This window comes from Streptomyces sp. NPDC001530, assembly GCF_042894545.1.
Taxonomy (GTDB): domain Bacteria; phylum Actinomycetota; class Actinomycetes; order Streptomycetales; family Streptomycetaceae; genus Streptomyces.
In genome coordinates this window covers 437,384-462,269 of record NZ_JBIAVS010000005.1, presented here as the reverse complement: position 1 = coordinate 462,269, position 24,886 = coordinate 437,384, and the positions used below count along the sequence as shown (strand labels likewise).

Annotated in this window: 24 protein-coding genes; 14 read left to right on the top strand and 10 right to left on the bottom strand. The window is 69.7% G+C overall.

Going from position 1 to position 24,886, the window contains the following annotated elements; all coding sequences use genetic code 11:
* Positions 1-83: 83 nt before the first annotated feature.
* Positions 84-2,804 (top strand): FG-GAP-like repeat-containing protein, encoded by a 2,721-nt coding sequence (locus ACFY0T_RS12730; RefSeq protein ID WP_388868168.1) that lies wholly within the window; start codon positions 84-86, stop codon positions 2,802-2,804.
* Positions 2,805-3,065: 261 nt separating this feature from the next.
* On the opposite strand, the gene ACFY0T_RS12725 is transcribed toward ACFY0T_RS12730, so the two are convergent.
* From ACFY0T_RS12725 to ACFY0T_RS12700, 6 genes are all read right to left on the bottom strand, one after another.
* Positions 3,066-4,538, bottom strand: coding sequence for a DHA2 family efflux MFS transporter permease subunit (locus ACFY0T_RS12725; RefSeq protein ID WP_388868165.1), 1,473 nt, complete (start codon positions 4,536-4,538; stop codon positions 3,066-3,068).
* A gap of 101 nt (positions 4,539-4,639) precedes the next feature.
* On the bottom strand, positions 4,640-5,020 hold the full coding sequence (locus tag ACFY0T_RS12720) for a hypothetical protein (RefSeq protein ID WP_388868162.1): 381 nt from the start codon (positions 5,018-5,020) through the stop codon (positions 4,640-4,642).
* Positions 5,021-5,180: 160 nt separating this feature from the next.
* Positions 5,181-5,753: a hypothetical protein gene (locus tag ACFY0T_RS12715; RefSeq protein ID WP_388868159.1), complete on the bottom strand. Its 573-nt coding sequence runs from the start codon at positions 5,751-5,753 to the stop codon at positions 5,181-5,183.
* Positions 5,754-5,840: 87 nt separating this feature from the next.
* Positions 5,841-6,344, bottom strand: a complete 504-nt coding sequence (locus ACFY0T_RS12710; RefSeq protein ID WP_388868156.1) for a hypothetical protein — start codon at positions 6,342-6,344, stop codon at positions 5,841-5,843.
* Positions 6,345-6,438: 94 nt separating this feature from the next.
* The gene (locus ACFY0T_RS12705; protein WP_388868153.1) at positions 6,439-7,191 is read right to left on the bottom strand and encodes a DUF4328 domain-containing protein; all 753 of its coding nucleotides are present in this window, start codon (positions 7,189-7,191) and stop codon (positions 6,439-6,441) included.
* A gap of 135 nt (positions 7,192-7,326) precedes the next feature.
* Positions 7,327-8,964 carry a glycoside hydrolase family 20 protein gene (locus ACFY0T_RS12700; protein WP_388868150.1) on the bottom strand — a complete coding sequence of 546 codons (1,638 nt, stop codon included), beginning with the start codon at positions 8,962-8,964 and terminating at the stop codon, positions 7,327-7,329.
* 396 nt (positions 8,965-9,360) lie between these two features.
* Between ACFY0T_RS12700 and ACFY0T_RS12695 the strand changes: the two genes are divergently transcribed.
* From ACFY0T_RS12695 to ACFY0T_RS12660, 8 genes are all read left to right on the top strand, one after another.
* Positions 9,361-9,849 carry a 2-oxo-4-hydroxy-4-carboxy-5-ureidoimidazoline decarboxylase gene (locus ACFY0T_RS12695; protein ID WP_388868147.1) on the top strand — a complete coding sequence of 163 codons (489 nt, stop codon included), beginning with the start codon at positions 9,361-9,363 and terminating at the stop codon, positions 9,847-9,849.
* Between the two features lie 253 nt (positions 9,850-10,102).
* Positions 10,103-10,483, top strand: a complete 381-nt coding sequence (gene sdhC, locus ACFY0T_RS12690) for a succinate dehydrogenase, cytochrome b556 subunit (protein WP_388868144.1) — start codon at positions 10,103-10,105, stop codon at positions 10,481-10,483.
* A gap of 5 nt (positions 10,484-10,488) precedes the next feature.
* Entirely contained in the window at positions 10,489-10,980 is a 492-nt protein-coding gene (locus ACFY0T_RS12685; protein WP_388868141.1) for a succinate dehydrogenase hydrophobic membrane anchor subunit, read from the top strand.
* A 23-nt stretch (positions 10,981-11,003) separates the two neighbouring features.
* Positions 11,004-12,758 carry a succinate dehydrogenase flavoprotein subunit gene (sdhA, locus tag ACFY0T_RS12680; RefSeq protein ID WP_388868138.1) on the top strand — a complete coding sequence of 585 codons (1,755 nt, stop codon included), beginning with the start codon at positions 11,004-11,006 and terminating at the stop codon, positions 12,756-12,758.
* On the top strand, positions 12,758-13,537 hold the full coding sequence (locus ACFY0T_RS12675; protein WP_388868135.1) for a succinate dehydrogenase iron-sulfur subunit: 780 nt from the start codon (positions 12,758-12,760) through the stop codon (positions 13,535-13,537). The genes sdhA and ACFY0T_RS12675 overlap by 1 nt, the downstream gene beginning before the upstream one ends.
* Before the next feature lie 160 nt (positions 13,538-13,697).
* Positions 13,698-14,291 (top strand): hypothetical protein, encoded by a 594-nt coding sequence (locus ACFY0T_RS12670; protein ID WP_388868132.1) that lies wholly within the window; start codon positions 13,698-13,700, stop codon positions 14,289-14,291.
* Complete coding sequence (locus ACFY0T_RS12665; protein ID WP_388868129.1) at positions 14,288-14,602, top strand: hypothetical protein; 315 nt, start codon at positions 14,288-14,290, stop codon at positions 14,600-14,602. Before ACFY0T_RS12670 ends, ACFY0T_RS12665 begins: the two co-directional genes overlap by 4 nt.
* A gap of 283 nt (positions 14,603-14,885) precedes the next feature.
* On the top strand, positions 14,886-15,359 hold the full coding sequence (locus ACFY0T_RS12660) for a hypothetical protein (protein WP_388868126.1): 474 nt from the start codon (positions 14,886-14,888) through the stop codon (positions 15,357-15,359).
* Here ACFY0T_RS12660 and ACFY0T_RS12655 read toward each other — a convergent pair.
* The 3 genes from ACFY0T_RS12655 to ACFY0T_RS12645 form a co-directional block, all read right to left on the bottom strand.
* On the bottom strand, positions 15,312-16,232 hold the full coding sequence (locus ACFY0T_RS12655) for a hypothetical protein (RefSeq protein WP_388868124.1): 921 nt from the start codon (positions 16,230-16,232) through the stop codon (positions 15,312-15,314). The two genes, ACFY0T_RS12660 and ACFY0T_RS12655, sit on opposite strands and share 48 nt — an antisense overlap.
* Before the next feature lie 105 nt (positions 16,233-16,337).
* A complete protein-coding gene (locus tag ACFY0T_RS12650; protein ID WP_388868121.1) occupies positions 16,338-18,809 on the bottom strand; it encodes a DUF4132 domain-containing protein in 2,472 nt (823 codons plus the stop codon).
* The gene (locus ACFY0T_RS12645; protein ID WP_388868118.1) at positions 18,809-19,201 is read right to left on the bottom strand and encodes a hypothetical protein; all 393 of its coding nucleotides are present in this window, start codon (positions 19,199-19,201) and stop codon (positions 18,809-18,811) included. Before ACFY0T_RS12645 ends, ACFY0T_RS12650 begins: the two co-directional genes overlap by 1 nt.
* Before the next feature lie 94 nt (positions 19,202-19,295).
* Between ACFY0T_RS12645 and ACFY0T_RS12640 the strand changes: the two genes are divergently transcribed.
* The 5 genes from ACFY0T_RS12640 (at position 19,296) to ACFY0T_RS12620 (ending at position 22,251) form a co-directional block, all read left to right on the top strand.
* Positions 19,296-19,862, top strand: a complete 567-nt coding sequence (locus ACFY0T_RS12640) for a hypothetical protein (RefSeq protein WP_388868115.1) — start codon at positions 19,296-19,298, stop codon at positions 19,860-19,862.
* Positions 19,863-20,015: 153 nt separating this feature from the next.
* The gene (locus tag ACFY0T_RS12635) at positions 20,016-20,426 is read left to right on the top strand and encodes a VOC family protein (protein WP_388868112.1); all 411 of its coding nucleotides are present in this window, start codon (positions 20,016-20,018) and stop codon (positions 20,424-20,426) included.
* A gap of 97 nt (positions 20,427-20,523) precedes the next feature.
* Positions 20,524-20,931: a hypothetical protein gene (locus ACFY0T_RS12630; RefSeq protein WP_388868110.1), complete on the top strand. Its 408-nt coding sequence runs from the start codon at positions 20,524-20,526 to the stop codon at positions 20,929-20,931.
* Between the two features lie 14 nt (positions 20,932-20,945).
* Positions 20,946-21,452: a thiol-disulfide oxidoreductase DCC family protein gene (locus tag ACFY0T_RS12625; RefSeq protein WP_388868107.1), complete on the top strand. Its 507-nt coding sequence runs from the start codon at positions 20,946-20,948 to the stop codon at positions 21,450-21,452.
* Between the two features lie 10 nt (positions 21,453-21,462).
* Positions 21,463-22,251 (top strand): TetR/AcrR family transcriptional regulator, encoded by a 789-nt coding sequence (locus ACFY0T_RS12620; RefSeq protein WP_388868104.1) that lies wholly within the window; start codon positions 21,463-21,465, stop codon positions 22,249-22,251.
* A gap of 72 nt (positions 22,252-22,323) precedes the next feature.
* Here the strand turns inward: ACFY0T_RS12620 and ACFY0T_RS12615 are convergent, their stop codons facing one another.
* Positions 22,324-24,729, bottom strand: coding sequence for an MMPL family transporter (locus ACFY0T_RS12615; RefSeq protein ID WP_388868299.1), 2,406 nt, complete (start codon positions 24,727-24,729; stop codon positions 22,324-22,326).
* Positions 24,730-24,886 lie beyond the last annotated feature (157 nt).

Sequence of the window (24,886 nt, the reverse complement as noted above, 5' to 3'; positions counted from 1 at the left end):
GTTTGGCATTTCCTGTGCGCTGTACAGGAAGCCACCCCTGATACGGGTGGGTCAGTTGTGAAGGTTCTCTAGGGGTGGGGCATTTGAGTCGCAGGACGACCCATGCGTACAAGCCGCTGAGTCTGAAGCGGAGAGCGTGGCTGACCATCGGGGCGGTGGTGCTGGGGGGTGCGGGAGCGGTCACCTACGCCGTCGCGAATCCGTCCGACGGGCCGGACCAGGACGGCAAGGGGCGCAAGCCCGCGATCCACACGGTGAAGCTCAAGGACAAGGGCGCCGGCCGCAAGGGCTTGGACAAGCAGGACACCGACCGGTTCAGCGCCGTGCTGCTGACCTGGAGCGACCCGGACGCGAAGCCGAAGGGCACGCCCGAGGTGCGCTACCGCGAGCAGGAGACCGGCAAGTGGTCGGGGTGGGTGAAGCTCCCCGACGACCCGTTCTCGGCCGACGGCAAGGAGGCCGAGCGGGCCGGAACGCGCGGCGGCACCGCCTCCGCGTGGACCGGTGAAGCGGACGGCATCGAGGTGCGCGTGATCGGCGCGGACGGCACCGAGGCGACCGGCCAGCCGTCCGGCATGGACGTCAGACTGCTCGACCCGGGCACCGATCCGGCGGGTACGACGACGAGCACGGAGCCTGCCGCGTTCGTGGCGGAGACCACGCCCCCGGCGACCGACTCGCCGACCCCGACCGACACGGCCTCCCCGACTGACGCGGCGTCCCCGACCGACGTGGCCTCGCCCACCGACTCGGCGACCCCGACGGACCCGTCGCCGCCCGCCGACACCACGTCGCCGAGCGCGAGCCCGTCCGACACGGCCTCCGCCTCGCCGTCGCCCTCCAGCACGGTGCCCGCGCCGCGCCCGTCGACGGTCGTCAAGCCGCCTGTCATCACCCAGGCCGAGTGGGGCGCGTCGACGGACTACGACGGCACCCCGGAGTACGGCGCGGAGATCAAGGCCGCCGTCATCCACCACACCGGCGTCGACAGCGACAACAAGCTCTCCTGCGGCGAGTCCCGCGCCCGCATGCGCACCATCCAGCAGGAGCACTTCTCCCGCGGCTACTACGACCTCGGTTACAACTTCGTCGTCGACCGGTGCGGCCAGATCTTCGAGGGCCGCAGCGGCGGCATGGACCTGCCGGTGATCGGCGCGCACGACGTCGGCTTCAACACCAACACGGTCGGCATCTCGTACATCGGCAACTACGAGAGCGCCCAGCCGAGCCGCGCCGCGCTCGACGCGATCGCCCGGATCGTCGCCTGGAAGTTCGGGATGTACGGCATCGACCCGACCGGCAAGGTGACGCTGACGTCCGGCATGGATGCGGGTGTCGACGGCAACAAGGTCGCGAAGGGCACGTCCATCACGCTGCCCCGCGTCTTCGGCCACCGTGACACCAACTACACGGCATGCCCCGGCGCCAACCTCTACAAGAAGCTGCCGCTGATCGCCTCGCTGGCCAAGAACCCCGGCGTCTCGCACGCCCTCGCCACCTCGGACTACAACCGCGACGGCATCAGCGACCTGGTCGCCGGTACGCCGAGGACGAGCGGCGGCGTCGGATCGGTCACCGTGGTCCCGGGCGGGCTCGACGGCCCGGTCACGGCGTCGAAGGTGACCCTCACCCAGAGCAGCCCGGGCGTCCCCGGCTCCTCCGAGGCGGGCGACAACTGGGGCGCGGCCACCGCGTGGGGCGACGTCAACGGCGACGGCCACGCGGACCTCGCGATCGGCGCTCCCGGCGAGGACGACACCAGCGGCAACGCCGACCGCGGCTCGGTCACCGTGCTGTACGGCCCTGCCCTCAACTCCGGTTTCTCGTACGCCACTTCGGGTGTGACGGCAGCGGGCGCCAAGCTCGGCTCGGCCGTCACGGTGGGCGACTTCAACGCCGACGGCAAGGCGGACGTGTTCGCCGCGGGCACCGGCAAGGGCGGCAACTGGAACGCCCGCCTGACCGGCGGCGCCACCCAGACCGGCACTCTCACCACCTCGACGAGCGCAATCGCGTACGCGGACGCCACGACCGGCGACTTCAACCGGGACGGCTACGCGGACGTGGCCCTCAACTACCGTGACGCGGGCGGCATCGGCCGGGTCACCTGGTTCAAGGGCGGCGCGTCGGGCCTGACGAAGGTCTCCACGATCAGCGTCAAGGGCGGCCGTTCCATCGCGGCGGGCGACGTGAACGGCAACGGCTACGACGACCTCGTCATCGGCCAGCCGTACACCTCCGAGTCAGGCGGCAACGCGGGCGGCCAGGTCACGATGGTCCCGGGCACCACGACCGGTTTCACCACCACCGGCATGACGACGATCCACCAGGACACCACCGGCGTTCCGGAGACCTCCGAATCCGGCGACGCCTTCGGCACCTCGGTCTCGGTGGGCGACTACAACGGCGACGGCTACGCGGACGTCCTCGCGGGCGCCCCCAACGAGGACCTCACCCGCGACGGGGTGAACCGCTCCAACGCGGGCACGGCGACCCTCCTCAAGGGCAGCTCCGCGGGCCTCACCGGCTCCGGCGCGATCACCGCCTCGCAGGACACCTCCGGCGTCCCCGGCAACACCGAGACCGACGACAAGCTGGGCTCGGCCGTCTCGCTCACCGACCTGTCCGGGTACGGACGCGCCGACCTGACGTTCGGCGTCGAGGGCGAGGACGGGGGCGACGGCATCCTCATGTACGTCCCCAGCAACAGCACCGGCCTCGGCCTGACCTCCACGGCGATCCTCAGCAAGTCCCAGCTCGGCACGCCGACGGGCGTACACCTGGGCCAGACGCTGACGCCGTAGGCGTGACACATCCGCGGCGAGTGTCACTCCATGGGTGTGACGCTCGCGGAGGCGGATGCGCTAGAGGGGTGTGGATGCTTTCCGGCCACGGCTGGAAGACATCCACACCCCCCTCCGGCTCTCCCGCCGCGCCGCTCCGACTCCCCCCGGGACCGCCGCGGCGGGAGGGCCACCCGGCCGAGACCTCTACCACTGCACGAGGTCTCGGCCGCTGTGCGTTCCCCGGCGCCCGGCGTCACCGTCGTCGTCGGAGTCCCGGACTCACCCGGTGCTCTCCACCGGCTCCGGCACCGATGCCGGGCGCCCCTCGGGCACCGGCACCCGCTCCGCGTCCACCACGACCCCGGCGATCACCGCCGCCAGCAGCAGCGAACTCATCGCCCACCACGTGGCGACGTTGAAGCCGTGGACGGCGGCGTGGGAGGCGAGGGCACGGCGGTCGACACCGGGCCCCGCGTGCGCGGTCGCATACCGCGTCGTGACGCTCGCGGCGATCGTGTTCAGCAGCGCCGTACCGATCGAACCGCCCACCTGCTGCGCGGTGTTGAAGGTCGCGGAGGCCGCGCCCGAGTCGCGCGGGGCGACACTTCCCGTGGCCAGGGAGACGCAGGTCATCATCGCCGTACCCATGCCGAGGCCGAGCATCAGCATGCCGGGCAGGACATGGGAGGCGTAGGCCGGTTCCACGCCGACCTGCGCGATGAGCGCCAGCGCGCCCGCGGCCAGCAGCAGGCCGGGGACGATCAGGGCGCGCGGCGGGACCTTGTTCAGCAGCCGGGCCGCGACCTGCGTGGAGCCGGTGATCATGCCGACGGTGATGGGGAGATAGGCGAGCCCGGTCTTCAGCGGCGAGTAGCCGAGGACGCGCTGGAAGTAGTAGGTGAGGAAGAGGAAGACCCCGAACATCCCGATGGTGACGAAGAGGATGGTCAGGAACGCCCCGACGCGCTGACGGTCCTTCACCACCGACATCGGCAGCAGCGGCACCCGGGCGCGGGTCTGCCAGAGGCCGAAGAGAGCGAGGAGGACGACCCCGGCCGCGAGCAGCCCGAGCACCAGCCCGTCGCCCCAACTGCGCGACTCCGCCTCGGAGAAGCCGTACACCAGCGAGAGCATTCCGGCCGAGCCGAGCAGCGCGCCCGGCACGTCGAGGTGCGCGTCCTCGTGCCGGCCGCCGTCCTCGAGCAGCACCCAGGCGCCGGCGAACGCGACGAACGCGATCGGGACGTTGACGTACAGGCACCAGCGCCAGTCCAGGTACTCCGTCAGCAGACCGCCCGCGAGCAGCCCGATCGCCGCGCCCGCCCCGACGATCGCGCCGAACACACCAAAGGCCTTACCGCGGTCCTTCGGGTCGGTGAACGTCGTCGTGAGCAGCGAGAGCGCGGAGGGCGCGAGCAGCGCCGCGAAGACGCCCTGCAGGGCGCGCGCCCCGAACAGCATCCCGGAGCCCGTCGCCGCGCCGCCCAGCGCGGACGCCGCCGCGAAGCCCAACAGGCCGATCATGAAGGTGAGTTTGCGCCCGGCCAGATCAGCGACGCGGCCGCCGAGCAGCAGCAGTCCGCCGAAGGCGAGCGTGTAGGCGGTGATGACCCACTGCCGGTTCCCGTCCGACATGTTCAAGTCGGTCTGGGCGGACGGCAGGGCGATGTTCACGATGGTCATGTCGAGGATGACCATCAACTGCGCGAGCGCGATGACGACCAGCGCCCACCAACGGCGGTTGTCGGCCATGAGGCCTCCCGAGTCCGGCGGTTGCCCTCATCGTCCCTCCGGAGCCCACCGTTTGGGAACGGTCGCGTGCCTTAAGAAGCCTCAAGAGGTGGTAATACGGGCTACTTCGTGGCTTCCCGGCACAGCAACCGCAGCGAACCGTCGCCCGCATAGCAGCGGCGGGCCTCGTCGATCGGGTCCCACAACCGCCCGTCGGGGGTACGCAGCCAGTGGTCGCCGCCGGTCTCCCACCACTCGGCGCCGGTCTGGCGGGCGACGACCTCACCCGCGTACGCGCCGAACCCGCGCAGCACGGTCTCGACGGCGGCGTACGGCGCCCCGTCCCGGCGTATCTCCTCGATCATGCGGTCGACGCGCCACAGGCTCTGCGCCGAGTAGTCGAGCCGAATCCGGGCGCCCTCGCGGATCGTCGCGACCGCGTCCGCCGCCCAGCGCACGGGCTTCGTGGCGGCTGAGGGCCTGGCCGCAGGGCTTGCGTTCACACTGGTTGCGTTCACATTCGGAAGAGCGTGCTCAGGCCCTGATTCGTCACCCGCCAGGAGCGGGGTTCGCGACACCGGCCCAGGACCGCCATCTCCACCGCAGGACGGTCACAGGAATCTCGCAGGGAATCGGGTTTACGCACGTCCGCGGCGAGTTGGCCTACGCCCTCCCGCGCGCCCGACGCGACACCACCGCCCGCAGCACGCGCCGCCCCTCCGTCGACACGTCCAGGGCCGGCCGGAGTCCGCCCATGCCGTGGCCCGCGAGCAGTTCCAGGATGGTGACCTGGCGGCGCAGTTCGGCGGCGACGAGCGGCGACATACCGTCCGTACGGCCCTCGCGGCGGGCCGTCACACAGGACTCGCCGTCGTCGGCGACGTCGAGGAGCCGGTGGACCTGCAGCGCCGCCACGGAACAGGCGTCGGCCCAGGTGCGCAGCTCGGTGGCGGAGGGCTCCGCGGGGACGGCGGCGAGCATGCGGCGGGTGAGTACGGCGGCCTCGTCCTCGTCGGTGACGGCCGGTTCGGGGGCGTCCGCGTCCAGCTTGGCGCGGGCCTGCTCCAGGCGTTCGCCCCAGGCGCTCCACACGTCCGACTCCGCCAGACTCGCCCACAGGGGCCGCAGGATGTCGTCGTCGCCGCCCAGCAGAGGCACACACCGATCCAAACAAGCCAGACCGCTCGCCGCCAGACCACGCTCGTCGGCCTGAGCGATCAGTTCCACCAGGCTCATCACGCCTCCCTCGAAATCCCTCGACAGGGCGCCTTTTTTCTAACGGAGCCCGCACTTCCCCTTACTGCGTGCGACGGCCCAGGAGTGTCACAGCGGCACCACACCGAGCCGGTCGAGAAACCGGAAGAGGAGGTTTTCGGCCAAAGGGTCCGGGTCCGCGGTCAGCACCTCGAGGAGGGGTTCGGCGGTGACGGTGCGCCCGGCCTCCGCGGCCCAGGCGACGGCCCGGGCGGCGGCGTCGGCGGGCTCCAGGAAGTAGTCGTCGACGCCGAGTTCGTCCTCGCCGCCGCCGACATAGCCGGCCATCGCGTCCCGCGCCAGGCACGTCGTCCACACACCGCTCTGCGGCGCGGCCGCCTCGACGGCCACACAGTCGCTGTCCATGACGTACCCGAAGAGCGCGGGCGCGCCGGTCTCCCGGGCGAGCGCGTTCATGTTCCCGATGTCGCCGTCGCCGCTCGGGTACTCCCACACCTGCCAGCCGTCGGGCGCCATGGTCCGCAGCACCATGCCCCGCGCCCCCGCCAGCGCCTCCAGCTCCGCGAGCGGCCGCTCGCTTCTGCCCACGACGTAGTACCCCCAGTAGCCCATGCCGGTTCCCCCCGGTGTCTCGGTTCGGCGACTCGGGGCGAATACACCACAGGCGTACGGGAGTTGGCCAGGGAAAGGGACGATTCGGTCCGGGTCAGGTGTGCCGGGGCGTGGACGTCATCAGGGCGGGGCCGCGCAGGGCCGTCTCGTTCTGCATACGGGTGAGGCGCAGGACGACGAGGATCGCGAGCACGGCGGCCGCGATGTCGACGACGTCCGCGAACATCACCTTGCTGGTGGCGTCGTGCAGCTCCAGGGCGGTCTCGGCCTTGCGGTACTCGGTGAAACCGGCCCGGTTGGCGATCAGTCCGACGATCCACAGCGTCCACCAGGCATTGACGAGCCCGTGCGAGCCACGGGTGCCCGTCGGGGTGCTCGCATCCCAGATGTCCAGCATGACCCGGCGCGGGAACCAGAGGTTCACCACTGGTACGAACCAGCCCCAGCCGGCCCAGCCGCGCGCCTTGCTGTGCCCGAACGGGTTGAACACCTCGGCGTTGACCCGCACCCGCAGGAACCAGATCAGGTAGACGACGACGGCCGCCACGAGCGTGATCGTCTGCGCGTACCCGGCCGCGGAGTAGAGCGAGTCCGCGCGGTCGGCCCGCCGCTGCACGCCCTCACCGATGTCGCCGTCCGCGAGGGCGCCCGTCACGTCGTACATCGTGATGTCCGCCCAGATCCCGAAGAGATCAGCGGCGATGACCACGCCGAGCAGCACGGCAGTGGCCTTCCCGAGGCCGACCGGCGAACGCAGCCAGGCGGTGCCGTGCGGGGACGTGAACGGCGGTGCCGACTGTGAGGGCGGTGATGGTGGTGACGGCTGCGACGGTGGTGACATGGTCATGGGAACCCCCCGATTTGCGGCGCGGAAGCCCGCGCCGGCACAAGAAGCCGGGCGCGCCCCTCCCCAGGGATCACGCCCGGCACACGATCACGCATCCGGAAGATACGGTTCGCCCTGCCGGTACGTCCAGCTCTGTCAGCCCAGCCGGTCCGCCAGGCTCTTGAAGTCCGCCCAGGACAGTGCCGGCCGGCGCGGATCCCACAGTTTCTGGACCGTCGCGCGCAGCGGCATGCGGATGCCGGCCGCCACCTGGTCCTGGGTCTGCGAGCCCGCGAGATCGCACCAGACCGCGAAGGTCCCGCCGAGGATCTGCCCGTCGTACTTCGCGGGGACCGCCGCCGTGCCACGCAGGTCGAGCGGCGTCCACTGCTCGTAGATCCGCTGCCCGGTCGGATAGACGAAGGTCTGCGGCTGCCCGAGGACGTAATAGAGGAACTCGTCGTTGTAGTTGATGACCTTGCGACCCGTGCTCAGGTACTCGACCGGCAGCCGGGCCCCGATCTCCTTGCCCGTCCAGTACGCCACCTGCAGATCGCCGTCCGCCTGGACCGTGCCCCCGCGGAAGAACCCGTCGTTCCAGGCCCGCGGGGTCCGGTCGTGCCCGCGCATCACCTTGGCGCGGTCGTTCAGCCAGCCGGTCGCCAGGTCGGCGACGCTCGCCCCGGGGCCGTACGCCTCCCGGGCCGCGGTGGCCAGCTGCGGATAGGACGCCGCCGGGTTCGCCACCGTCAGCGCCTGGTACTCGTCGCCGCCGAGATGCCAGTAGGGGCCTGGGAACAGGTCCGCGTACTCGTTCAGCAGGTCGTCGACGAGGTCCGCCGCGGCGGGCTTGGAGATGTCGACGGCCCCGCGCGTGGGGATCCCGTTGATGTTGCGCAGCTGAAGGTCGGGATGCGCGGCGATGACGGCACCCAGATGGCCGGGCGAGTCGATCTCGGGGACGACGGTGATGTGCCGGCTCGCCGCCAGGTCGATGATCCGGCGCACCTCCGCCTTGCTGAGGTGCACTTTCGACACGATCTCGGGGTGCGTGTCCGACTGGATACGGAAGCCCTGGTCGTCGGAGAAGTGCAGCCCGAGCTGGTTGAACTTCAGATCGCCCAGCTCCCGGACCCGGTCCTCGATCCACGCCGCCGTGAAGTGCTTGCGCGCGATGTCGAGCATCAACCCGCGCTGCGGCTTCGCGGGCCGGTCGCGGACGACGCCCTCGGACGCCGTGCCGCCGCCGCGCACCTCCTGCTTGAGGGTGCGCGTGCCGTAGAAGACGCCCGCGTCGCTGGGGGCGGTGATCGTGACCCGCCGGTTCCTGACGGTCAGGGTGTACGACTCCGGTCCCGCGGTCTCGTTGTCGAGGCCCAGCTCGACATCGCCGTCCCGGGCGTCCGTCTCCCCCGCGTATGCCAGCTTGAGCTCCCCCGCGAGCAGCCGCCCCTCGTCGGCGAGGTCCGCGTCGTCCACGACCACACGGGCGCCGGTGGCGGGGCGCCAGCCGGGACCCCGGGCCGGGGTGTGCTCGCGCACGGCGGGGATGGTGCGCGGGGTCCGGGACAGGGGGTACCACTTGGTCGGCGAGGGGGTGGGCGAGGGTGCGACCTTGGGGGGAACCGCGGACGTGGACTTGCTCGCCGACGGCACGCTCGCCCCCGTCGGCTCACCGCCGGAGGGCCACAGCGCGAAGGTCGCCGCGACGGCACCCGCCACCGCCACGCCCGCCGCTATCAGCACCGGCCGCTTGCCGCTCCGCGCCGGCGCCCGCCGCCTGCCCGTGCTCACCGCATCACGCCCCTGACTTCGCCTTTGAGGTCCACTTCAGATCGCCCCTCTTGGGGACGGTACGTCTCCACGGCGTACCTCGCTCGGTGTACATCCCCTCGGTCCGCCTCCGCCCGGTGTACATCCCCTCGGTGAACCCAAGCCCACGGCCCCACCCTCTCAACCGTCCACCGCACGTTCCGAAACTCTCCCGTGCGGGTGAAATTCGGGCATCGGTCGGACAGCCGCTGACACTCCTCGATAGCGTGAGCGGAACAAGTCTCACTTCTTCCCCTGCCGACACACACGTGACGTCCACGAGGCGCCACCGGATCCCATCGCCGAGGACCCACGCTGCCTTCGCACCGTCTCCCACGACTCCCCGGCCAGGTCGCCCTTCCCGAGCAGCAAAGCGCGGTGCCGTCCCCGGCCCGCCTGGAGCAGTTCAACACCGCGCCCACCGAGACGGTCGAGCGCGTCCTGCTGACCTGCTGCCACAGCCTGCGCTGGGCCCACCGCCTGGCCGACCACCGGCCCTACCCGGACCTGGACGCGCTGCTCGCCGCGGCCGACGAGGCGGCGTACGACCTGACCCCCGCCGACCTCGCCGAGGCGCTGGCCGGCGAGTCGCTCACGCTGCTCCCGGACGGCGCGTACTCCGCCGCCCACACCGCACTGAGCGCCGCGCACGCCGCGTACGAGAGCCGTTTCGGACATGTGTTCGTGATCTGTCTGGACGACGCGGCCCCCGAGGAAGCCCTCGACCAGGTCCTGGCCGCCATCCGATCACGATTGACAAACGATCCCGAGGAGGAACGGATCATCACGGCGGACGAGCTCCGCCGCCTGGCGAGGGGCCGCCTGTCCCGCCTGGTGCGGCACGCGTTCTTCGACCCACGTCCGTAGGCGTTCTTCGACCCACGTCCGTAGGCGTTCTTCGACCCACGTCCGTAGGCGTTCTTCGACTCACGTCCGTAGGCGCCGCCCGTAATAGCCCGAACGTGCCTGATTGATTGCCAGTTTGATCACATAGATAGGGCCGCTGTAAGCGTTCCGACAACACGTCGCTACGATGGCCGGGGCCGGTGGACCGTACCCGGCCGGGCCGACCGACACAGAAGCCGGCAGGCCCCAATCCCCGCTCCCGGAGGGTTCTTCCGTGCCGGCTGGAACGCTGTACCGCGGCCGGGAAGGAATGTGGTCCTGGGTGGCTCACCGAGTCACCGGCGTCCTCATCTTCTTCTTCCTGTTCGTACACGTGCTGGACACCGCTCTCGTCCGTGTCTCCCCCGAGGACTACGACAAGGTCGTAGACACCTACAAGACGCCGATCGTCGCGCTGCTGGAATACGGCCTCGTCGCCGCCATCCTCTTCCACGCGCTCAACGGCCTGCGTGTCATCGCCGTCGACTTCTGGTCGAAGGGCCCGCGCTACCAGAAGCAGATGCTCTGGTCCGTCGTCGGTATCTGGGTCGTGCTGATGGCCGGGGCCCTGTACCCCGTCCTCGGTCACGCATTCCGCGAAGTCTTCGGGAGCTGACGCAGATGTCCACCACTGAAACCGCCGCTTCCGGCATCGGTCCCGTCGAAGGCGCGGGCGCGTTCTCGGCGTACAGCGTCGACAACCCGGCGCCCCTCATCGAGGCCCCGCGCAAGCGCACCACGAAGACCCCGAAGTCGACCCGCGGCAACTTCGAGATGTACGGCTGGCTCTTCATGCGCCTGTCCGGCATCGTCCTGGTCGTCCTGGTCGTCGGCCACCTGCTCATCCAGCTCGTCCTCGACGGCGGCGTCTCCAAGATCGGCTTCGCCTTCGTGGCCGGCCGCTGGGCGTCCCCCTGGTGGCAGGCCTGGGACCTCGCGATGCTCTGGCTCGCGATGCTGCACGGCGCCAACGGCCTGCGTACGGTCATCAACGACTACGCGGAGCGCGCGAACACGCGCCTGTGGCTGAAGGGCCTGCTGTACACCGCCACGGTGTTCACGATTCTGCTGGGCACGCTGGTGATCTTCACCTTCGACCCGAACATCCGCTAGGCACGGGGCTGAGGCAACCACTCATGAAGATCCACAAGTACGACACCGTCATCGTCGGCGCCGGTGGCGCCGGCATGCGCGCCGCCATCGAGGCGACGAAGCGCAGCCGCACCGCCGTGCTGACGAAGCTCTACCCCACCCGCTCCCACACGGGCGCCGCGCAGGGCGGCATGGCCGCCGCGCTGGCCAACGTGGAGGAGGACAACTGGGAGTGGCACACCTTCGACACCGTCAAGGGCGGTGACTACCTGGTAGACCAGGACGCCGCCGAGATCCTCGCGAAGGAGGCCATCGACTCGGTCCTCGACCTGGAGAAGATGGGCCTGCCCTTCAACCGGACACCCGACGGGACGATCGACCAGCGCCGCTTCGGCGGTCACTCCCGCAACCACGGCGAGGCCCCGGTCCGCCGGTCCTGCTACGCCGCGGACCGCACCGGCCACATGATCCTGCAGACGCTGTACCAGAACTGCGTCAAGGAGGGTGTGGAGTTCTTCAACGAGTTCTACGTCCTCGACCAGCTGATCACCGAGGTCGACGGCGTGAAGCGGTCGGCGGGCGTCGTCGCGTACGAGCTCGCGACCGGCGAGATCCACGTCTTCCAGGCGAAGTCCGTGATCTACGCGTCCGGCGGCACCGGCAAGTTCTTCAAGGTGACCTCCAACGCGCACACGCTGACGGGTGACGGCCAGGCGGCGGTCTACCGTCGTGGGCTGCCGCTGGAGGACATGGAGTTCTTCCAGTTCCACCCGACCGGCATCTGGCGCATGGGCATCCTGCTGACGGAAGGTGCCCGCGGTGAGGGCGGCATCCTCCGCAACAAGGACGGCGAGCGCTTCATGGAGAAGTACGCGCCGGTCATGAAGGACCTCGCGTCCCGAGACGTCGTGTCCCGCTCCATCTACACGGAGATCCGCGAGGGCCGCGGCTGCGGTCCCGAGGGCGACCACGTCTACCTCGACCTCACGCACCTCCCGCCGGAGCAGCTGGACGCCAAGCTCCCGGACATCACCGAGTTCGCCCGCACCTACCTCGGCATCGAGCCCTACACGGACCCGATCCCGATCCAGCCCACCGCGCACTACGCGATGGGCGGCATCCCGACGAACGTCGAGGGTGAGGTGCTGAGCGACAACACGACCGTCGTCCCCGGCCTGTACGCCGCCGGTGAGGTCGCGTGCGTGTCGGTGCACGGCGCCAACCGCCTCGGCACGAACTCCCTCCTGGACATCAACGTGTTCGGGAAGCGCGCGGGCATCGCCGCGGCCGAGTACTCGGCGAAGGCCGACTTCGTCGAGCTGCCCGAGGACCCGGCGTCGCTGGTCGTCTCGCAGGTCGAGCGGCTGCGCAGCTCCACGGGCACCGAGCGGGTCGCCGACATCCGCCGGGAGCTGCAGGAGTGCATGGACGCCAACGTCATGGTGTTCCGCACCGAGCAGACGATCAAGACGGCGGTCGAGAAGATCGCGGAGCTGCGCGAGCGCTACAAGAACGTCGCGATCCAGGACAAGGGCAAGCGGTTCAACACCGACCTGCTCGAGGCCATCGAGCTGGGCAACCTGCTCGACCTGGCCGAGGTCATGGCCGTCTCCGCGCTCGCCCGCAAGGAGTCCCGCGGCGGTCACTACCGCGAGGACTACCCGAACCGCGACGACGTCAACTTCATGCGCCACACCATGGCGTACCGCGAGGTCGGCGACGACGGCACCGAGTCCATCCGTCTCGACTACAAGCCGGTCGTCCAGACCCGCTACCAGCCGATGGAGCGTAAGTACTGATGGCTACCCCGACCATGGACAAGGCGGAAGCGGCCGGCCAGCCCGAGCCCGGCTTCGCCGACTCCCCGTACATCACGGTCACCTTCCGCATCCGCCGCTTCAACTCCGAGGTCTCGGCGGAGGCGGCCTGGGAAGACTTCCAGCTGGAAATCGACCCCAAGGAGCGTGTCCTCGACGCCCTGCACAAGATCAAGTGGGACCAGGACGGAAGTCTGACCTTCCGCCGCTCCTGCGCGCACGGCATCTGCGGCTCGGACGCCATGCGGATCAACGGCAAGAACCGCCTTGCCTGCAAGACGCTGATCAAGGACATCAACCCCGAGAAGCCGATCACGGTCGAGCCCATAAAGGGCCTGACGGTCCTCAAGGACCTCGTGGTCGACATGGAGCCGTTCTTCCAGGCGTACCGCGACGTCATGCCCTTCCTCATCACGAAGGACACGAACGAGCCGACGCGCGAGCGTCTGCAGTCCTCCGAGGACCGCGAGCGCTTCGACGACACGACGAAGTGCATCCTCTGCGCCGCCTGCACCTCCTCGTGCCCGGTGTTCTGGAACGACGGCCAGTACTTCGGCCCGGCCGCCATCGTGAACGCCCACCGCTTCATCTTCGACAGCCGTGACGAAGCGGGCGAGCAGCGCCTCGAGATCCTCAACGACAAGGACGGCGTGTGGCGCTGCCGCACGACCTTCAACTGCACGGACGCCTGCCCACGCGGTATCGAGGTCACGAAGGCGATCCAGGAAGTGAAGAGGGCGCTGATCACTCGGCGTTTCTGACGCCGTTCGGCACCTGCTGAGCAGTACTGAGGGCCCTGTTTCCGCTGTGACGCGGAGGCGGGGCCTTCAGTTGTAGTGGCCTGTTTCCACAGCTACTGAGGGGAGCGTTCCGCGGTCACACTCCTCACCGGAAGCCGGTTGGCTTCCGGTGAGGGGGACCATGGCGCTGCTGAAGGCACCCGTGCCACTGGGATACGGGCAGGCGTCGAAAGAAGCCCATTCCGTCGCCGCCCCACTGCTTACGGGAGCCGCACTGGCCCTGGCCGGAGTCGTCGCAGGAGCGAATGACAGAATCTTCCGCTGGCCCGGGATAAGCCTGCTGATGCTCGTCGCCACGTCGATGGCCCTAATCGCCAGCATCCAACTGCACTACTACTCGCGCCAGTTCTTCTATTCACGCCAGGACATCCACGACTGGTACGACATCGACGACGGCCCGGGACACAAAGCGCAGCTCACCCGGCTGTACGCGTGGCAGGGCGACGACTACGACAAATGGGCGCGCAACAACGACCGGGCCGTCCACTGCTTCAACGCGGGGACTGTCCTGTTGGGGCTGGGTATCGTCGCCGCCCTCATGCCCCCGGACGGCGGTCGGCAGGCCTCGTGGCGATGGGCGGCCGCCGGTCTGGTGCTGGTGTGCACCGTCGCAGAGGCGGTGTGGACGCTCGTCATCTACCGCAAGAACGTGAACCTGCGCCGAAAGCGTGGTGCTGCGCTGAGCGCGATCACCGAACCGAGGGAGACCGCATGACCACCCATGCCATGACCCTGCCGGGCAACGGAAGGATCTACCCCCCAGACGCCGCAGACTGCCGGGGCACTGACTGTCATCTTGTGGTCGGTCCCCCCGTCGAAGGCGACACAGTGTCTGCCTGGCACGCTGCGCTGGAGGGTGGCGACGCGGCGATGGACACCTATCTGGACACGTACAACGCCCAGTTCAAGGACGAGCACGCGAAGGGCTGCGAATTCAGCGACCTGCCTCCGTCCATCCATGTGGCGTGCCGTGGCTCCTACGATGCCCTTGTGGACGAGCTCGAATTGGCGAACGGCGCACGCTGAACGCGTAACCGCCCCACCCCAGAAGCCCCCCGGATCGCCCCATTACGATGGCGCGCGTGGCGGGCACAGGGGGGTGGAGGGGGCAGCGCTCCCGTCTGTGGCTTGGCCTGACCGTCCTGGCCGTGGGCAGTTTCACCGTCGGTGACAGCGCGCACCGGGTCCGGGCCGCCGCGGACTGGCTCACCACCTGGTGGCCCTGGCTGCTGCTGGCCCTCGCCCTGCTGAACCTGCGCGTTCGGCCATCACCGCCGGCTCGCTCATCGCGCCCGGCCTGCTCGCCGCCGTGGCCCTCGGCGGGCTGGCGGCGGCGCACGACAACAGTACCCGTACCTTGGCCGACCTCGTCGCACCCGCCGCCCTGATCCTCGTCGGCCTGGCGCTGCTGCTCTCCTCCCGCGAGACGGATTCCCACCAGTGGACGCGCGTGCTGGCGACCGGCCGGGTGCGTACGACGCACACGCTCGGCTGCCGCACCGACCATTCCCAGGTGGTACTCCGTGCCATAGCTGGTGAGTTGCGCGCCGATCTGACCGGCTCTGTCCTCGACGGCAGCCTGACCGTCCAGGTGACGGCGGTGGCCGGCCACGTCCACCTGACCGTGCCCAGGGACTGGCCCGTCACGGTCCGTACGGCCGGCACCGTCCTCACCCGCATCAGCGACACGGGTCCGCACGCGGGCACCGATGCTGACGCCGCTCGCGAGGTCGGCCTACACCTGCTCGGGCTGGTCGGGGCCGTCAGTCTTGTGCGGGCGTGAACTCCCGTGTGCGTACGGCAGGTTCACACGTCGACCCGCGAACCGGTCCGAGAGACGCTGGAAGAGCGCCCACTCGCCGTCGCGGTCCGGCAGCGGGTGGTGCAGGGCCTCGACGAGGTCGAACCGGTGCAGGTCGTACACGACATGCATGAGCCCAGCGTAGGCCTGTACCCCGATCACAGCTCCCTTGTACGCCACCGCGGCCATCACCAGTGCGAGTGCAACCAGCCACCAGTCACCTGCTTCGTCGTAGAAGGCGGCCCCCATGACGACAGCGCAGGCGAGGAAGGCGTGGCAGAGGTTAACCGCCATATCCAGCATGTCCCGGGCCGAACTCAGCGCCTGGGCAAGCGGGGCGGACACCTGTGGATGGATGCGCGGCCACGAGGCGAGGGTCGTGAGTCCGTAACGCTCGCCCGCGCTGAGCTCGCCCGCTCTGAGGGCATTGCCGAGTGCCGTGGGCAAAAGAGCGTTCACCGGTGGTCCGGCCGCTAGCCGCCTGGAGGCGTCAGCCGCGACCCGCCGGGCGTCGGGGCCTGCATCGGCCGCGGCGGTGGCGCGATCGGCGAGCGCCTGTCCGCGGCGGCGCTGCAACTCCATCAGCACCCCGGCAAATCCTGCCGTGATCGGCCACCGGTCCCAATATCCCTCCAACACCCGCACCGCCCGTACCTGAAAGGGCTGCAGCAGCATCCCGAGTATGGCGGCGCAGGCACCGATCAGAAGAAGGGCACCGGCCGTGGCAGCCGGGCTGGACGGCAGGACGGCGGCCCCGTCGCTACGACCCGAAAAACTCCCCGCCCGAACCAACCCGTACACGCACGTGACAAAGAGCGCGCACGGCACGAAATGCACCGCCAGCACCCGTCGCACAGAGCCGCCCCCTCGCGTCCCGCACCCCTGTGTTCGCACAGGCATCTGAATGCTCTTCAGTATGACGGTTGCACAACGGGTTTCACGGCCGTCTTCCGAGAACGCTCACAGCTGGCTCAGGATCGTCGGATCCGTGATCTCCAAGTCCTTGGCGAGCAGCATCGCTTTGCTGAGGATCACCGCAAGGGTGCGATCACCTTCGTACGGGAGATAGCCGCTGTGCGGGGTGCCGGGCGTCGACTTGGGGACGATGCACAGGTACTGGTCGTTCGGGCTCATCAGGATGTTGCCCGAGCCGAGGTGGATCTTGTACGTGTGGCGCTCGCCCTTGACGTGCAGGAAGCGGCCTTCGAGGGTGCAGCGGTCGGCTATCGCGAGGCGGGGGATCACGCGGTCGAGGAGGGCGCGGCGCGTCTCGGCGCTCTGGTTCAGCTCGCCGAAGCCGTACGACGTCCAGTACTCCTGGAAGCGGCCGCCGGGGCCGCCGTCCTGCCAGGTCGGGTCGTTGCCGACGCTCGCAACACCGACGAACAGGTCGACGTCACGCAGGACTTCGGAGAGGACGAGGGGCGGGATCTCGGTGAGGGGCAGAGGCTCGACCGGCTCCTCTCCGTTGCGCAGCCACATGCTGTACTCGCCGCCGCAGCAGTGCGCCGAGTTCTCCGGGGCGTCGATCGGGTAGAAGCGGACCTGGTCGGTGCGCAGCCGGAGATAGCTGCCGGACTCGGTGGTGTCGACGCCGTAGTCTTCGCCGTCGCCCTCGATCCAGTACTCGGCGCGCAGGCCCCACTGCGTCAGCTCGCGGGTGGCGGGCGGGGCGCTGTCGTCCACGCACAGCCGCAGCTTGTTGCGCCAGCCTCTGATCGCGGCAAGGGAGTTGAACTGGTGCTGGCGCAGGATGTGCGCCGCGAAACGGTTCGAGTACGTGCCCGTGTTCCGCTCGGCGTCCGTGAGCAGGTACACCTCGCGGTGGGCCTGCTTGAAGGGCTGGGTGACGGCGTGCCTCTCCAGCCAGTCCCGCCAGGCGACGACCTCGGCGGGCTCACGGCCGACGGGGTGCCAGAGTTCGACTTCTGAGGCTGCGGTCACCGGGTCGTCGGTAAGGGTGCGCAGCTCGCCGTCCGCGAACCCGACGGGCGTGCCGTCGACGGTCCAGAGGAGGCGGCGGGCGAGGGTGCCGACGAGGGGATGGTCGAGGTAGCGCTCGCGCCAGGTGGCGTACGCCCAGGTGCGCCGGGCGAGGAACTGCCGGTCGAGCCGCTCGGTCTGCGCGGACAGCATCTTGTCGATGTCCTTGACCGCCGCCTTCAGCTCCTTGAGCTCGTCGGCGTGGTCGCGCTTCACGGCGGCGGGGACGCTCTTGACCGCCTTGCCGGCGGCGCTGCGCCAGCTGAGCACCGCGCGAGGTCCCTGGACGTCGATCAGGGCGGTGATCTCCCCGAACTGGTGTGCGGCACGGCCGACCTCGGTGAGGCCGTACGCGGGGACAGCGAGCTCCTCGATCTCCTCGCGGCTCAGCCCGAGCGCGGTGGCCCGGCCCTCCAACGCGCCGTCCAGCAGCTTCGCCGTGTTCTTGTACGTCACCCGGGTGGCCAGCCGCGCCAGTTCGGCGAGGGCGGACTCGCTGTCGATGCGGGAGAGGGCGATCACCCCGGCGTTGGCGACCTTGGGGTTGCGCGGGCCGAGTCCGGCGACCTTCTTGAGGGAGGTCTCGACGAGGGCGCCGAGGGCTCGGGCCGTATCGGCGTGGGACGGGAGGAGGGAGAGCAGCCAGGCGAGGCCGCGCAGGGCGTTGGCGTTGTAGGGGTCGTAGGCGCTGTTGATGTCCGGCTCGTACGTCTGGCGTTCCAGCGGGAACGTCCGGGGACGGCCGACGAGGGCGAGCCAGGGCAGCACCGTTGCGCGGACGCGGTCGGCGCCGAGGCTGTCGATGAGGGCGCGGGCCTGCTTGTCCCACTTGGCGGTGGGCTTGGAGGCGGTGGCCGTGACGGCGTGGGCGAGCAGGGCGTGCCACGGGTCGTCGGGCCCGGTGAGCTGCTCCATGGCGCGCTCGGCCCACTCCTCGCCGACGTTGAGGACGGGGTCGGTGAGCTTCTTCGCCAGCCCGGCGAGCGTGTCGGAGCGGTAGGCGTCCATGGCGGTGCGGCGGAAGACGGCCACGACGGCGGGGGCGAGGGGGCGGCCGACGGCCAGCTCGGCCTCCGCGAGGACGTCGAACCGCGCGGCGTACCAGAAGGAGTGCCGTCGGCCGAGGCCCTCGAGTTCCTTGAGCCGCTCCACCGAGAGCACGTCGTCGGGGAGATCGCGGGAGATGATGCCGAGCAGGGTCAGCGCGTTGCGTCGGGCGTCGGAGTCCTCACCGACCGAGTGGAACCGCTCGGCGAGGGCGCCCGCCAGGCGGGTGCGCTCCTCCATGGGAATGCCGCGCAGCGTGTCGAGGATCTCGGCCCAACCGCCGCCCCAGTAGCCACGGTTGGCGACGGCGGCCTTCAGTACTTGATCGGCGAGCTTCCCCATGTCACCCGCGGCGACATGGTTCCGGACCTTCTGCGTGTGTGATTTCGGAGTCGTTTTCATCAGCCACCCACCAGCGCGACGAGCTTCAGGAAGGTGACCTCGGTGCCGAGCACCAGCTCGATCTCCTCGTCGAGATCCGTCACCTGACGGTCCCCCACGAGCACCAGGAACCCATTGCCCGCGAAGGCCTTGAGCGCCAGCTCGGTCTGCACCTGCGGATCTATCCGCCGCGGCGTCCGCAACGCGTACCCGTTCAACACGCGCTCGGTTTCCTCGGGCTGCACCAGCCCCTGGAACACCCCCGGCGTACGCGCGTTGTACTCGGCAACCTCCTGGAAGACCCGCCGCCGGATCAGCTCGCGCAACGCGAGCCGCTCCTCGGCGATCTCGATCCCCCAGCCCTCGCCCCGGTCCCCACTGGTCGTCTCGTCGACGAACGTCACCATTCCCATGCCGAAGACAGTACGAGCCACCACTGACAATCGGTCACCGCGTCGGTCGAAAGAGGGCGGGACCTCGCGCGCACGGCCGCCCTATCGTTCCGCCATGAGCAACTCCCGGGCGGCCGCCGTCCTCACCACACCCGACCTCGCCGAGGCGATACGCGCCGTGCGCACCCTGCTGGACATCGCGGATCTGCATCACGCGGAGGTCGACTTCGAGGCCGTGATCCGGTCACCGGAGGTCCTGGCACAGGTACGTCAGCTACTCCCCGACCTCAACTGGTGGGCGGCGGCCGGCTCGGAACACGGCTGCTCGGAAACCGGTGAAGACCCGGCGGACTGTCTCCCCATCCAGGTGCACGACTGGTGCCACCCCCTGGACCTCGCCGAACCCTTCATCGGGGCACTGGGCCCGGACTCCGCAGCCATCCGCTGGGACCTGAACGCCTGGCCGGAGGTCCCCGAGGCGGGCCTGGCGCTCATCACCCAGAAGTACGCCTACCTCACCCTCTCGGTGAACTCCCGCGACCTCTACCAGGACGAGCCGTCCCAAGACCACACGATCCACGTCCACGTGCCGGACGCCGAACACCACACCGCCCGCATCGAGTGGCTGGCGACGCAGATCGACGGCCGGTACACCGGCAGACTGGAGATATCCCCTCTCTGAGCCCCCAGCCCGCTCCACCTACTTCAGCTTGGCGAGCTGGGCGGTGACGACCGCAACGTAAACGAGATCGCCGCATCCCCCGCCTCGGGGCGGCACGAAGATGCGCTCTGTCGGTTCCGTGGTCCGGCGCGGGTCCCGACCTAATCTGATGGCATGTCAGATGACGTGTCATACGAGCTGCTCGGATTCGACAACGTGCTGCTGTCCGTCGGGGACCTCGACGAGGCTGTGACCTTCTACGGACGGGCCGGGTTCCCGGTCGCGTTCCGGCTCGACGAGGCCGGGATCGCGCTGCTGAAGGTGGGCAAGGAGACGCCGGGCGTGTTGTTGCGGCTGGACGAGGAGTTGAGCCATCGGCCGCCGCCGTGGGCCTCGCCGCGGGTGTGGCTGGAGGTGCGGGACGCACGGGCGGCGGCGAACGCCCTCACCGCGGCCGGCATTCAGCCCCTCGACGCCCCCTTCCCCGTAGCCACCGGATGGACCGTCGAGTTCGCCGACCCCTGGGGCAACGTCATCGGCCTCACGGATTACGGCAAGCGGCCCGAGCTGGGCCGTCAGGCCTAGCAAGTCCCTCACCAGACCCCTGACTTGAACGCGTTCAAAAGTAGGTCTACAGTCTTCCTCGACAGCGTTTTGAACGCGTTCAAGAAGGGGTGGGGACATGGACCTCACAGTCGTCGCGTACGTCATCTACCTGCTGGTCAGCATCGCGCTGACGGTCTGGGTGGCGCGCACGCTGAGCCACAACGGGCGGATCTTCCTGGCTGATGTGCTGCACGGCAACGAGAAGCTCGCCGACGCCGTCAACCATCTGCTGGTGGTGGGCTTCTACCTCGTCAACCTGGGCTTCGTCGCGCTCTACCTGAGCGGGGGCGACGAGATCACGAACACCCGCGAGGTCTTCGAGGTCCTGTCGACCAAGCTCGGTGTCGTCCTGCTCGTCCTCGGTGTCATGCACCTGGGGAACGTGTACGTGCTCAACAAGATCCGGCGGCGCGGAGTGATGGAGCAGGAGCAGGTACCGCCCGTCACGCCGACGGACTGGGTCGCGCCGACGGCCGGGGCGTGACCTCGATGGCCGGCATGGCAGCCACTCGGGACCGGGGCGCCGCGCGCGTCCCGGTCCTCGGGCTCACCGTTCTGTACGACGCCCAGTGCTCGCTGTGCGCCTTCCTGCGCGACTGGCTCGGCAAGCAGCGGCAGTTGGTGCCGCTCCGGTTCGTTCCAGCCGGGTCCGACGAAGCCCGGCAGCGCTTACTCGAGCTCGATCACCGCGCCACCCTCGGCGAGATCACCGTCGTGGGGGACGGCGGGCAGGTCTACCAGGGGGCCGCCGCCTGGGTCGTCACCCTGTGGGCGTTGCGCGAGCACCGGCCGCTCGCCCACCGGCTGAGCACCCCGGCGGGTGCCCGTCTCGCGAAGGGCGCAGCGCTCGCCGCCGCCAAGTGGCGGGAGGCCCACCCCCCGGAGCGGTGGGGCGGTGGCGCGTACCACTGGGGCGACGGATGGAGTTACGACCCGAGCACGGGATGGACGTACGAACCCCCCGCCTGCGAGAGCGGCAGCTGCTCCACCGGTTCCACTCGTTAGGCTCATCCCCGTGCCAGCGCCAACAGACAGCCCCGGTCAGGACAGCTCCGGCCCCGACGGGGCAGCCGAGAAGGACCCCCAGAAGAGCCCCACCAAGAGCGAGCAGACCCGTGCCCTGATCCTGGAGACGGCCATGCGGCTCTTCCAGGAGCGGGGGTACGACAAGACGACCATGCGGGCCATCGCCCAGGAGGCCGGAGTCTCTGTCGGCAACGCGTACTACTACTTCGCCGGCAAGGAGCACCTGATCCAGGGCTTCTACGACCGGCTCGCCGCCGAGCACCGGGCGGCGGTGCGGGAGGTGCTGGACCGGGAGACGGATCTGGAGGCCCGGCTCGGCGGGGTACTGAGGGTGTGGCTGGACATCGCCACCCCGTACCACGAGTTCGCGGTGCAGTTCTTCAAGAACGCCGCCGACCCGGACAGCCCGCTCAGCCCCTTCTCCCCCGAATCGGAGCACGCGCGCGTGGAGGCCATCAGCGTCCACCGGGAAGTGCTGGCCGGGGCGAAGACCAAGGTCCCCGAGGAACTCCGGGAAGTACTGCCCGAGTTGATGTGGCTCTCCCAGATGGGCCTCGTCCTGTACTGGATCTTCGACCGGACGGACGGGCGCGAGCGCAGCTACCGGCTCGCCGAACGCGGGGCACGGCTGACCGCGCGGGGCGTTTCGCTGGCCCGCTTCCGTGTCCTGCGGCCCCTCGTCCACGAGGTGCACGAGCTGTTCACGGACTTCCTGCCGGGGATGACGAAGGGGCTGCCCGACCCGGCCAAGAAGGGCTCCTCCAAAGGCTCCTCCTAGGGGACCCGTTCAGAAAACGGGCCCCCTAAGAGACTCAGTAAGAGCGAGCCCCGAAGTGACGCGGCCGAAGACTCAGTTCACCGCGTCCACTTCCCCCTCCGCCAACTCCACGTCGTACACCAGCGGCCCGTCCTCCACGACCACGTGCCGTGCGCGGGACCCGTACGACGCGGCCGTCGCCGCCAGGAGGTACGTACCCTGCGCCGGTACCGACACGATGTACGAGCCGTCCGCCAGCGAGGTGACCCGGTCCAGTTGGCGCCCGCCCTTCGACAGGAGGGTCACCACCGCACCCTCTACGGGGTCGCCGTCGGCGGTGCGGATGAAGCCGTGGACCACCGAGGCGCCGCCCTCCGCGGGAGCCTCCTCCGAAGCCTCCTCCTTCGGCTCCACCGCCAGATGCGGCAGCCGCTTCTCCAGCCCGGCCGGCAGCCACCAGTTGGACGTGCCGAGCAGATGCATCGCGGCCGGCACCAGGGCCGTACGCAGGATGAAGGCGTCCAGGGCGACGGCGGCCGCGAGGCCCACGCCCGCCATCGCGGCCCCCGAGTCGCCGCTGAGGACGAAGGCCAGGAAGACGCAGACCATGATCAGGGCGGCGGAGTTGATGACGCGACTGGTCTCCGCGAGCCCGACCCGCACCGCGCGCGCGTTGTCCTTCGTGTGCACCCACTCCTCGTGCATCCGGCTCACCAGGAACACCTGGTAGTCCATCGAGAGGCCGAAGAGGAGGGACAGCATGATGACCGGCAGGAAGGCGTTGATCGGGCCCTCCTTGCCGAGGCCGAGCAGATCGAGGCCCCAGCCCCACTGGAAGATCGCGGTGAGTACGCCGAAGGACGCGGCAGCCGCGATCAGGTTCATCAGCGCGGCCGTGAGCGGCACCACGAGGGAGCGGAAGGCGACCAGCAGGAGCAGGAAGCCGAGGCCGATGATCGTGGCAATGAAGTAGGGCAGCCGGTCACCGGTGATGGACGCGAAGTCCTTGGAGACGGCCGTCACGCCACCGACATGGGCCTGCGCCCCCGCGTCCGGGATCACCCGGTCCCGCAGTGTGTCGATGAGCTGGTCGGTCTTCTCCGACTGCGGCGAGGTCGTCGGCACCACCTGGATCACCGTCACGCCCTGGGCGGGCGGCAGCGCGGCGACCCTCGCCACTCCGGCGGTGTCGCCGATGCCCTTCACCAGCGTGTCCGTGTCACCGCTGGACGTGACCACCTGCAGCGGGCCGTTGAAACCGGGCCCGAAGCCCTCGGCGAGCAGGTCGTACGCCTTCCTGGTCGTCGTCGAGGCGTCGTCGTTGCCCTGGTCGGTGGCGCCGAGCCGCAGCGAGAGCACGGGCAGCGCGAGGATCGCCATGACGACCAAGGCCAGGGCGGCGATCGTGCGAGGGCGCCGCTGGACGTTCGCGGACCAGCGCGCCGCGGCACCGCTCGACCGCTCCGGCTCAGGCCCGTCCGCTGCGAGCTTGCGCCGCTGACGACGACTGAGCACCCGGGTGCCGAGGAGTCCGAGCAGCGCCGGCAGCAGGGTGACGGCCGCGAGCACGCTGAAGACGACGGTGAGCGAGGTGCCGATGACCACGCCGTCCAGGAACCGCAGGTTCGTCACGAGCATCCCGGCAAGCGCGATGCACACCGTGCCGCCCGCGAACAGCACCGCCCGGCCCGAGGTGTTGAGGGCGGTGACCGCCGACTCCTCCGGGTCGGCGCCGCGCAGGATGCCGCGCCGGTGCCGGGTCACGATGAAGAGCGCGTAGTCGATGCCGACGCCGAGCCCGATCAGTGTGGCGAGCAGCGGGGCCAGATCGGGCACGTCCGTGACATGGCTGAGCAGCTGCGTGGAGAACAGTCCGGTGCCGACGCCGAAGATCGCGATACCGATCGGGAGCAGCATCGCGAAGAGCGAGCCGAAGGCGAGGAAGAGGACGAGGGCCGCGGCCAGGATGCCGACCATCTCGGCGAGTCCGGTGGGCGGTTCCTGCACCCGCTGGATCGCCTGACCGCCCAACTCGACCTGCAGGCCGCCGCGTTCGGCGTCCTGTGCGGTGTCGACGACGTCCTGTACGAGTTCCTTGGGTACGGCGTTCGCCTGTTCGGCGAAGGTGATCTGGGCGTACGCGATCTTCCCGTTGGAGCTGATCTGCGCCGCGCCCTGCCCGCCCGCGTACGGGTTGGTGACGTCACCGACGCCCTTCATCTTCCCGATCTCTTCGAGCGCGGGCTGGATCCGGGACCGTACGGACTCGTCCCGGACCGTTCCCTCGTCGACCTTCCACACCACCGTGTCGGTGTCGCCCGCGCTGTCCGGGAACGCCTTCTCCATCAGGTCGTACGCGCGCTTGGAGTCCGTATTCGGGAGGGAGAAGACGTTCGCGTAGTCCGTGCCCGCGGTGGACGCCGCGAAGCCCAGTCCGAACAGTGCCCCCACCCACAACAACAGGACCACCAGCCGGTGCCGATAGCACCACCGTGCCAATGTCGCCACGCTCAACGCTCCTTAGTCGGTCGGTTGGTCCCCCAGGTCCTGGGCAACAGGATTTCGGGGGGCACGCGCGCGTGGACACCTGGCGGCCATGACTCTCAAGGAACTCCAAAGAGCGGACCGCCTCCGCTGTCAGTGCCGCTGCGGATAC

Excerpts from the sequence above, each read along its gene's own strand:
- ACFY0T_RS12725 (WP_388868165.1), bottom strand. The coding sequence starts at position 4,538 with ATGGCCGACAACCGCCGTTGGTGGGCGCTGGTCGTCATCGCGCTCGCG.
- ACFY0T_RS12715 (WP_388868159.1), bottom strand. The coding sequence starts at position 5,753 with ATGAGCCTGGTGGAACTGATCGCTCAGGCCGACGAGCGTGGTCTGGCG.
- ACFY0T_RS12710 (WP_388868156.1), bottom strand. The coding sequence starts at position 6,344 with ATGGGCTACTGGGGGTACTACGTCGTGGGCAGAAGCGAGCGGCCGCTC.
- ACFY0T_RS12705 (WP_388868153.1), bottom strand. The coding sequence starts at position 7,191 with ATGACCATGTCACCACCGTCGCAGCCGTCACCACCATCACCGCCCTCA.
- ACFY0T_RS12685 (WP_388868141.1), top strand. The coding sequence starts at position 10,489 with ATGTCCACCACTGAAACCGCCGCTTCCGGCATCGGTCCCGTCGAAGGC.
- sdhA (WP_388868138.1), top strand. The coding sequence starts at position 11,004 with ATGAAGATCCACAAGTACGACACCGTCATCGTCGGCGCCGGTGGCGCC.
- ACFY0T_RS12675 (WP_388868135.1), top strand. The coding sequence starts at position 12,758 with ATGGCTACCCCGACCATGGACAAGGCGGAAGCGGCCGGCCAGCCCGAG.
- ACFY0T_RS12670 (WP_388868132.1), top strand. The coding sequence starts at position 13,698 with ATGGCGCTGCTGAAGGCACCCGTGCCACTGGGATACGGGCAGGCGTCG.
- ACFY0T_RS12665 (WP_388868129.1), top strand. The coding sequence starts at position 14,288 with ATGACCACCCATGCCATGACCCTGCCGGGCAACGGAAGGATCTACCCC.
- ACFY0T_RS12650 (WP_388868121.1), bottom strand. The coding sequence starts at position 18,809 with ATGAAAACGACTCCGAAATCACACACGCAGAAGGTCCGGAACCATGTC.
- ACFY0T_RS12645 (WP_388868118.1), bottom strand. The coding sequence starts at position 19,201 with ATGGGAATGGTGACGTTCGTCGACGAGACGACCAGTGGGGACCGGGGC.
- ACFY0T_RS12640 (WP_388868115.1), top strand. The coding sequence starts at position 19,296 with ATGAGCAACTCCCGGGCGGCCGCCGTCCTCACCACACCCGACCTCGCC.
- ACFY0T_RS12635 (WP_388868112.1), top strand. The coding sequence starts at position 20,016 with ATGTCAGATGACGTGTCATACGAGCTGCTCGGATTCGACAACGTGCTG.
- ACFY0T_RS12630 (WP_388868110.1), top strand. The coding sequence starts at position 20,524 with ATGGACCTCACAGTCGTCGCGTACGTCATCTACCTGCTGGTCAGCATC.
- ACFY0T_RS12625 (WP_388868107.1), top strand. The coding sequence starts at position 20,946 with ATGGCAGCCACTCGGGACCGGGGCGCCGCGCGCGTCCCGGTCCTCGGG.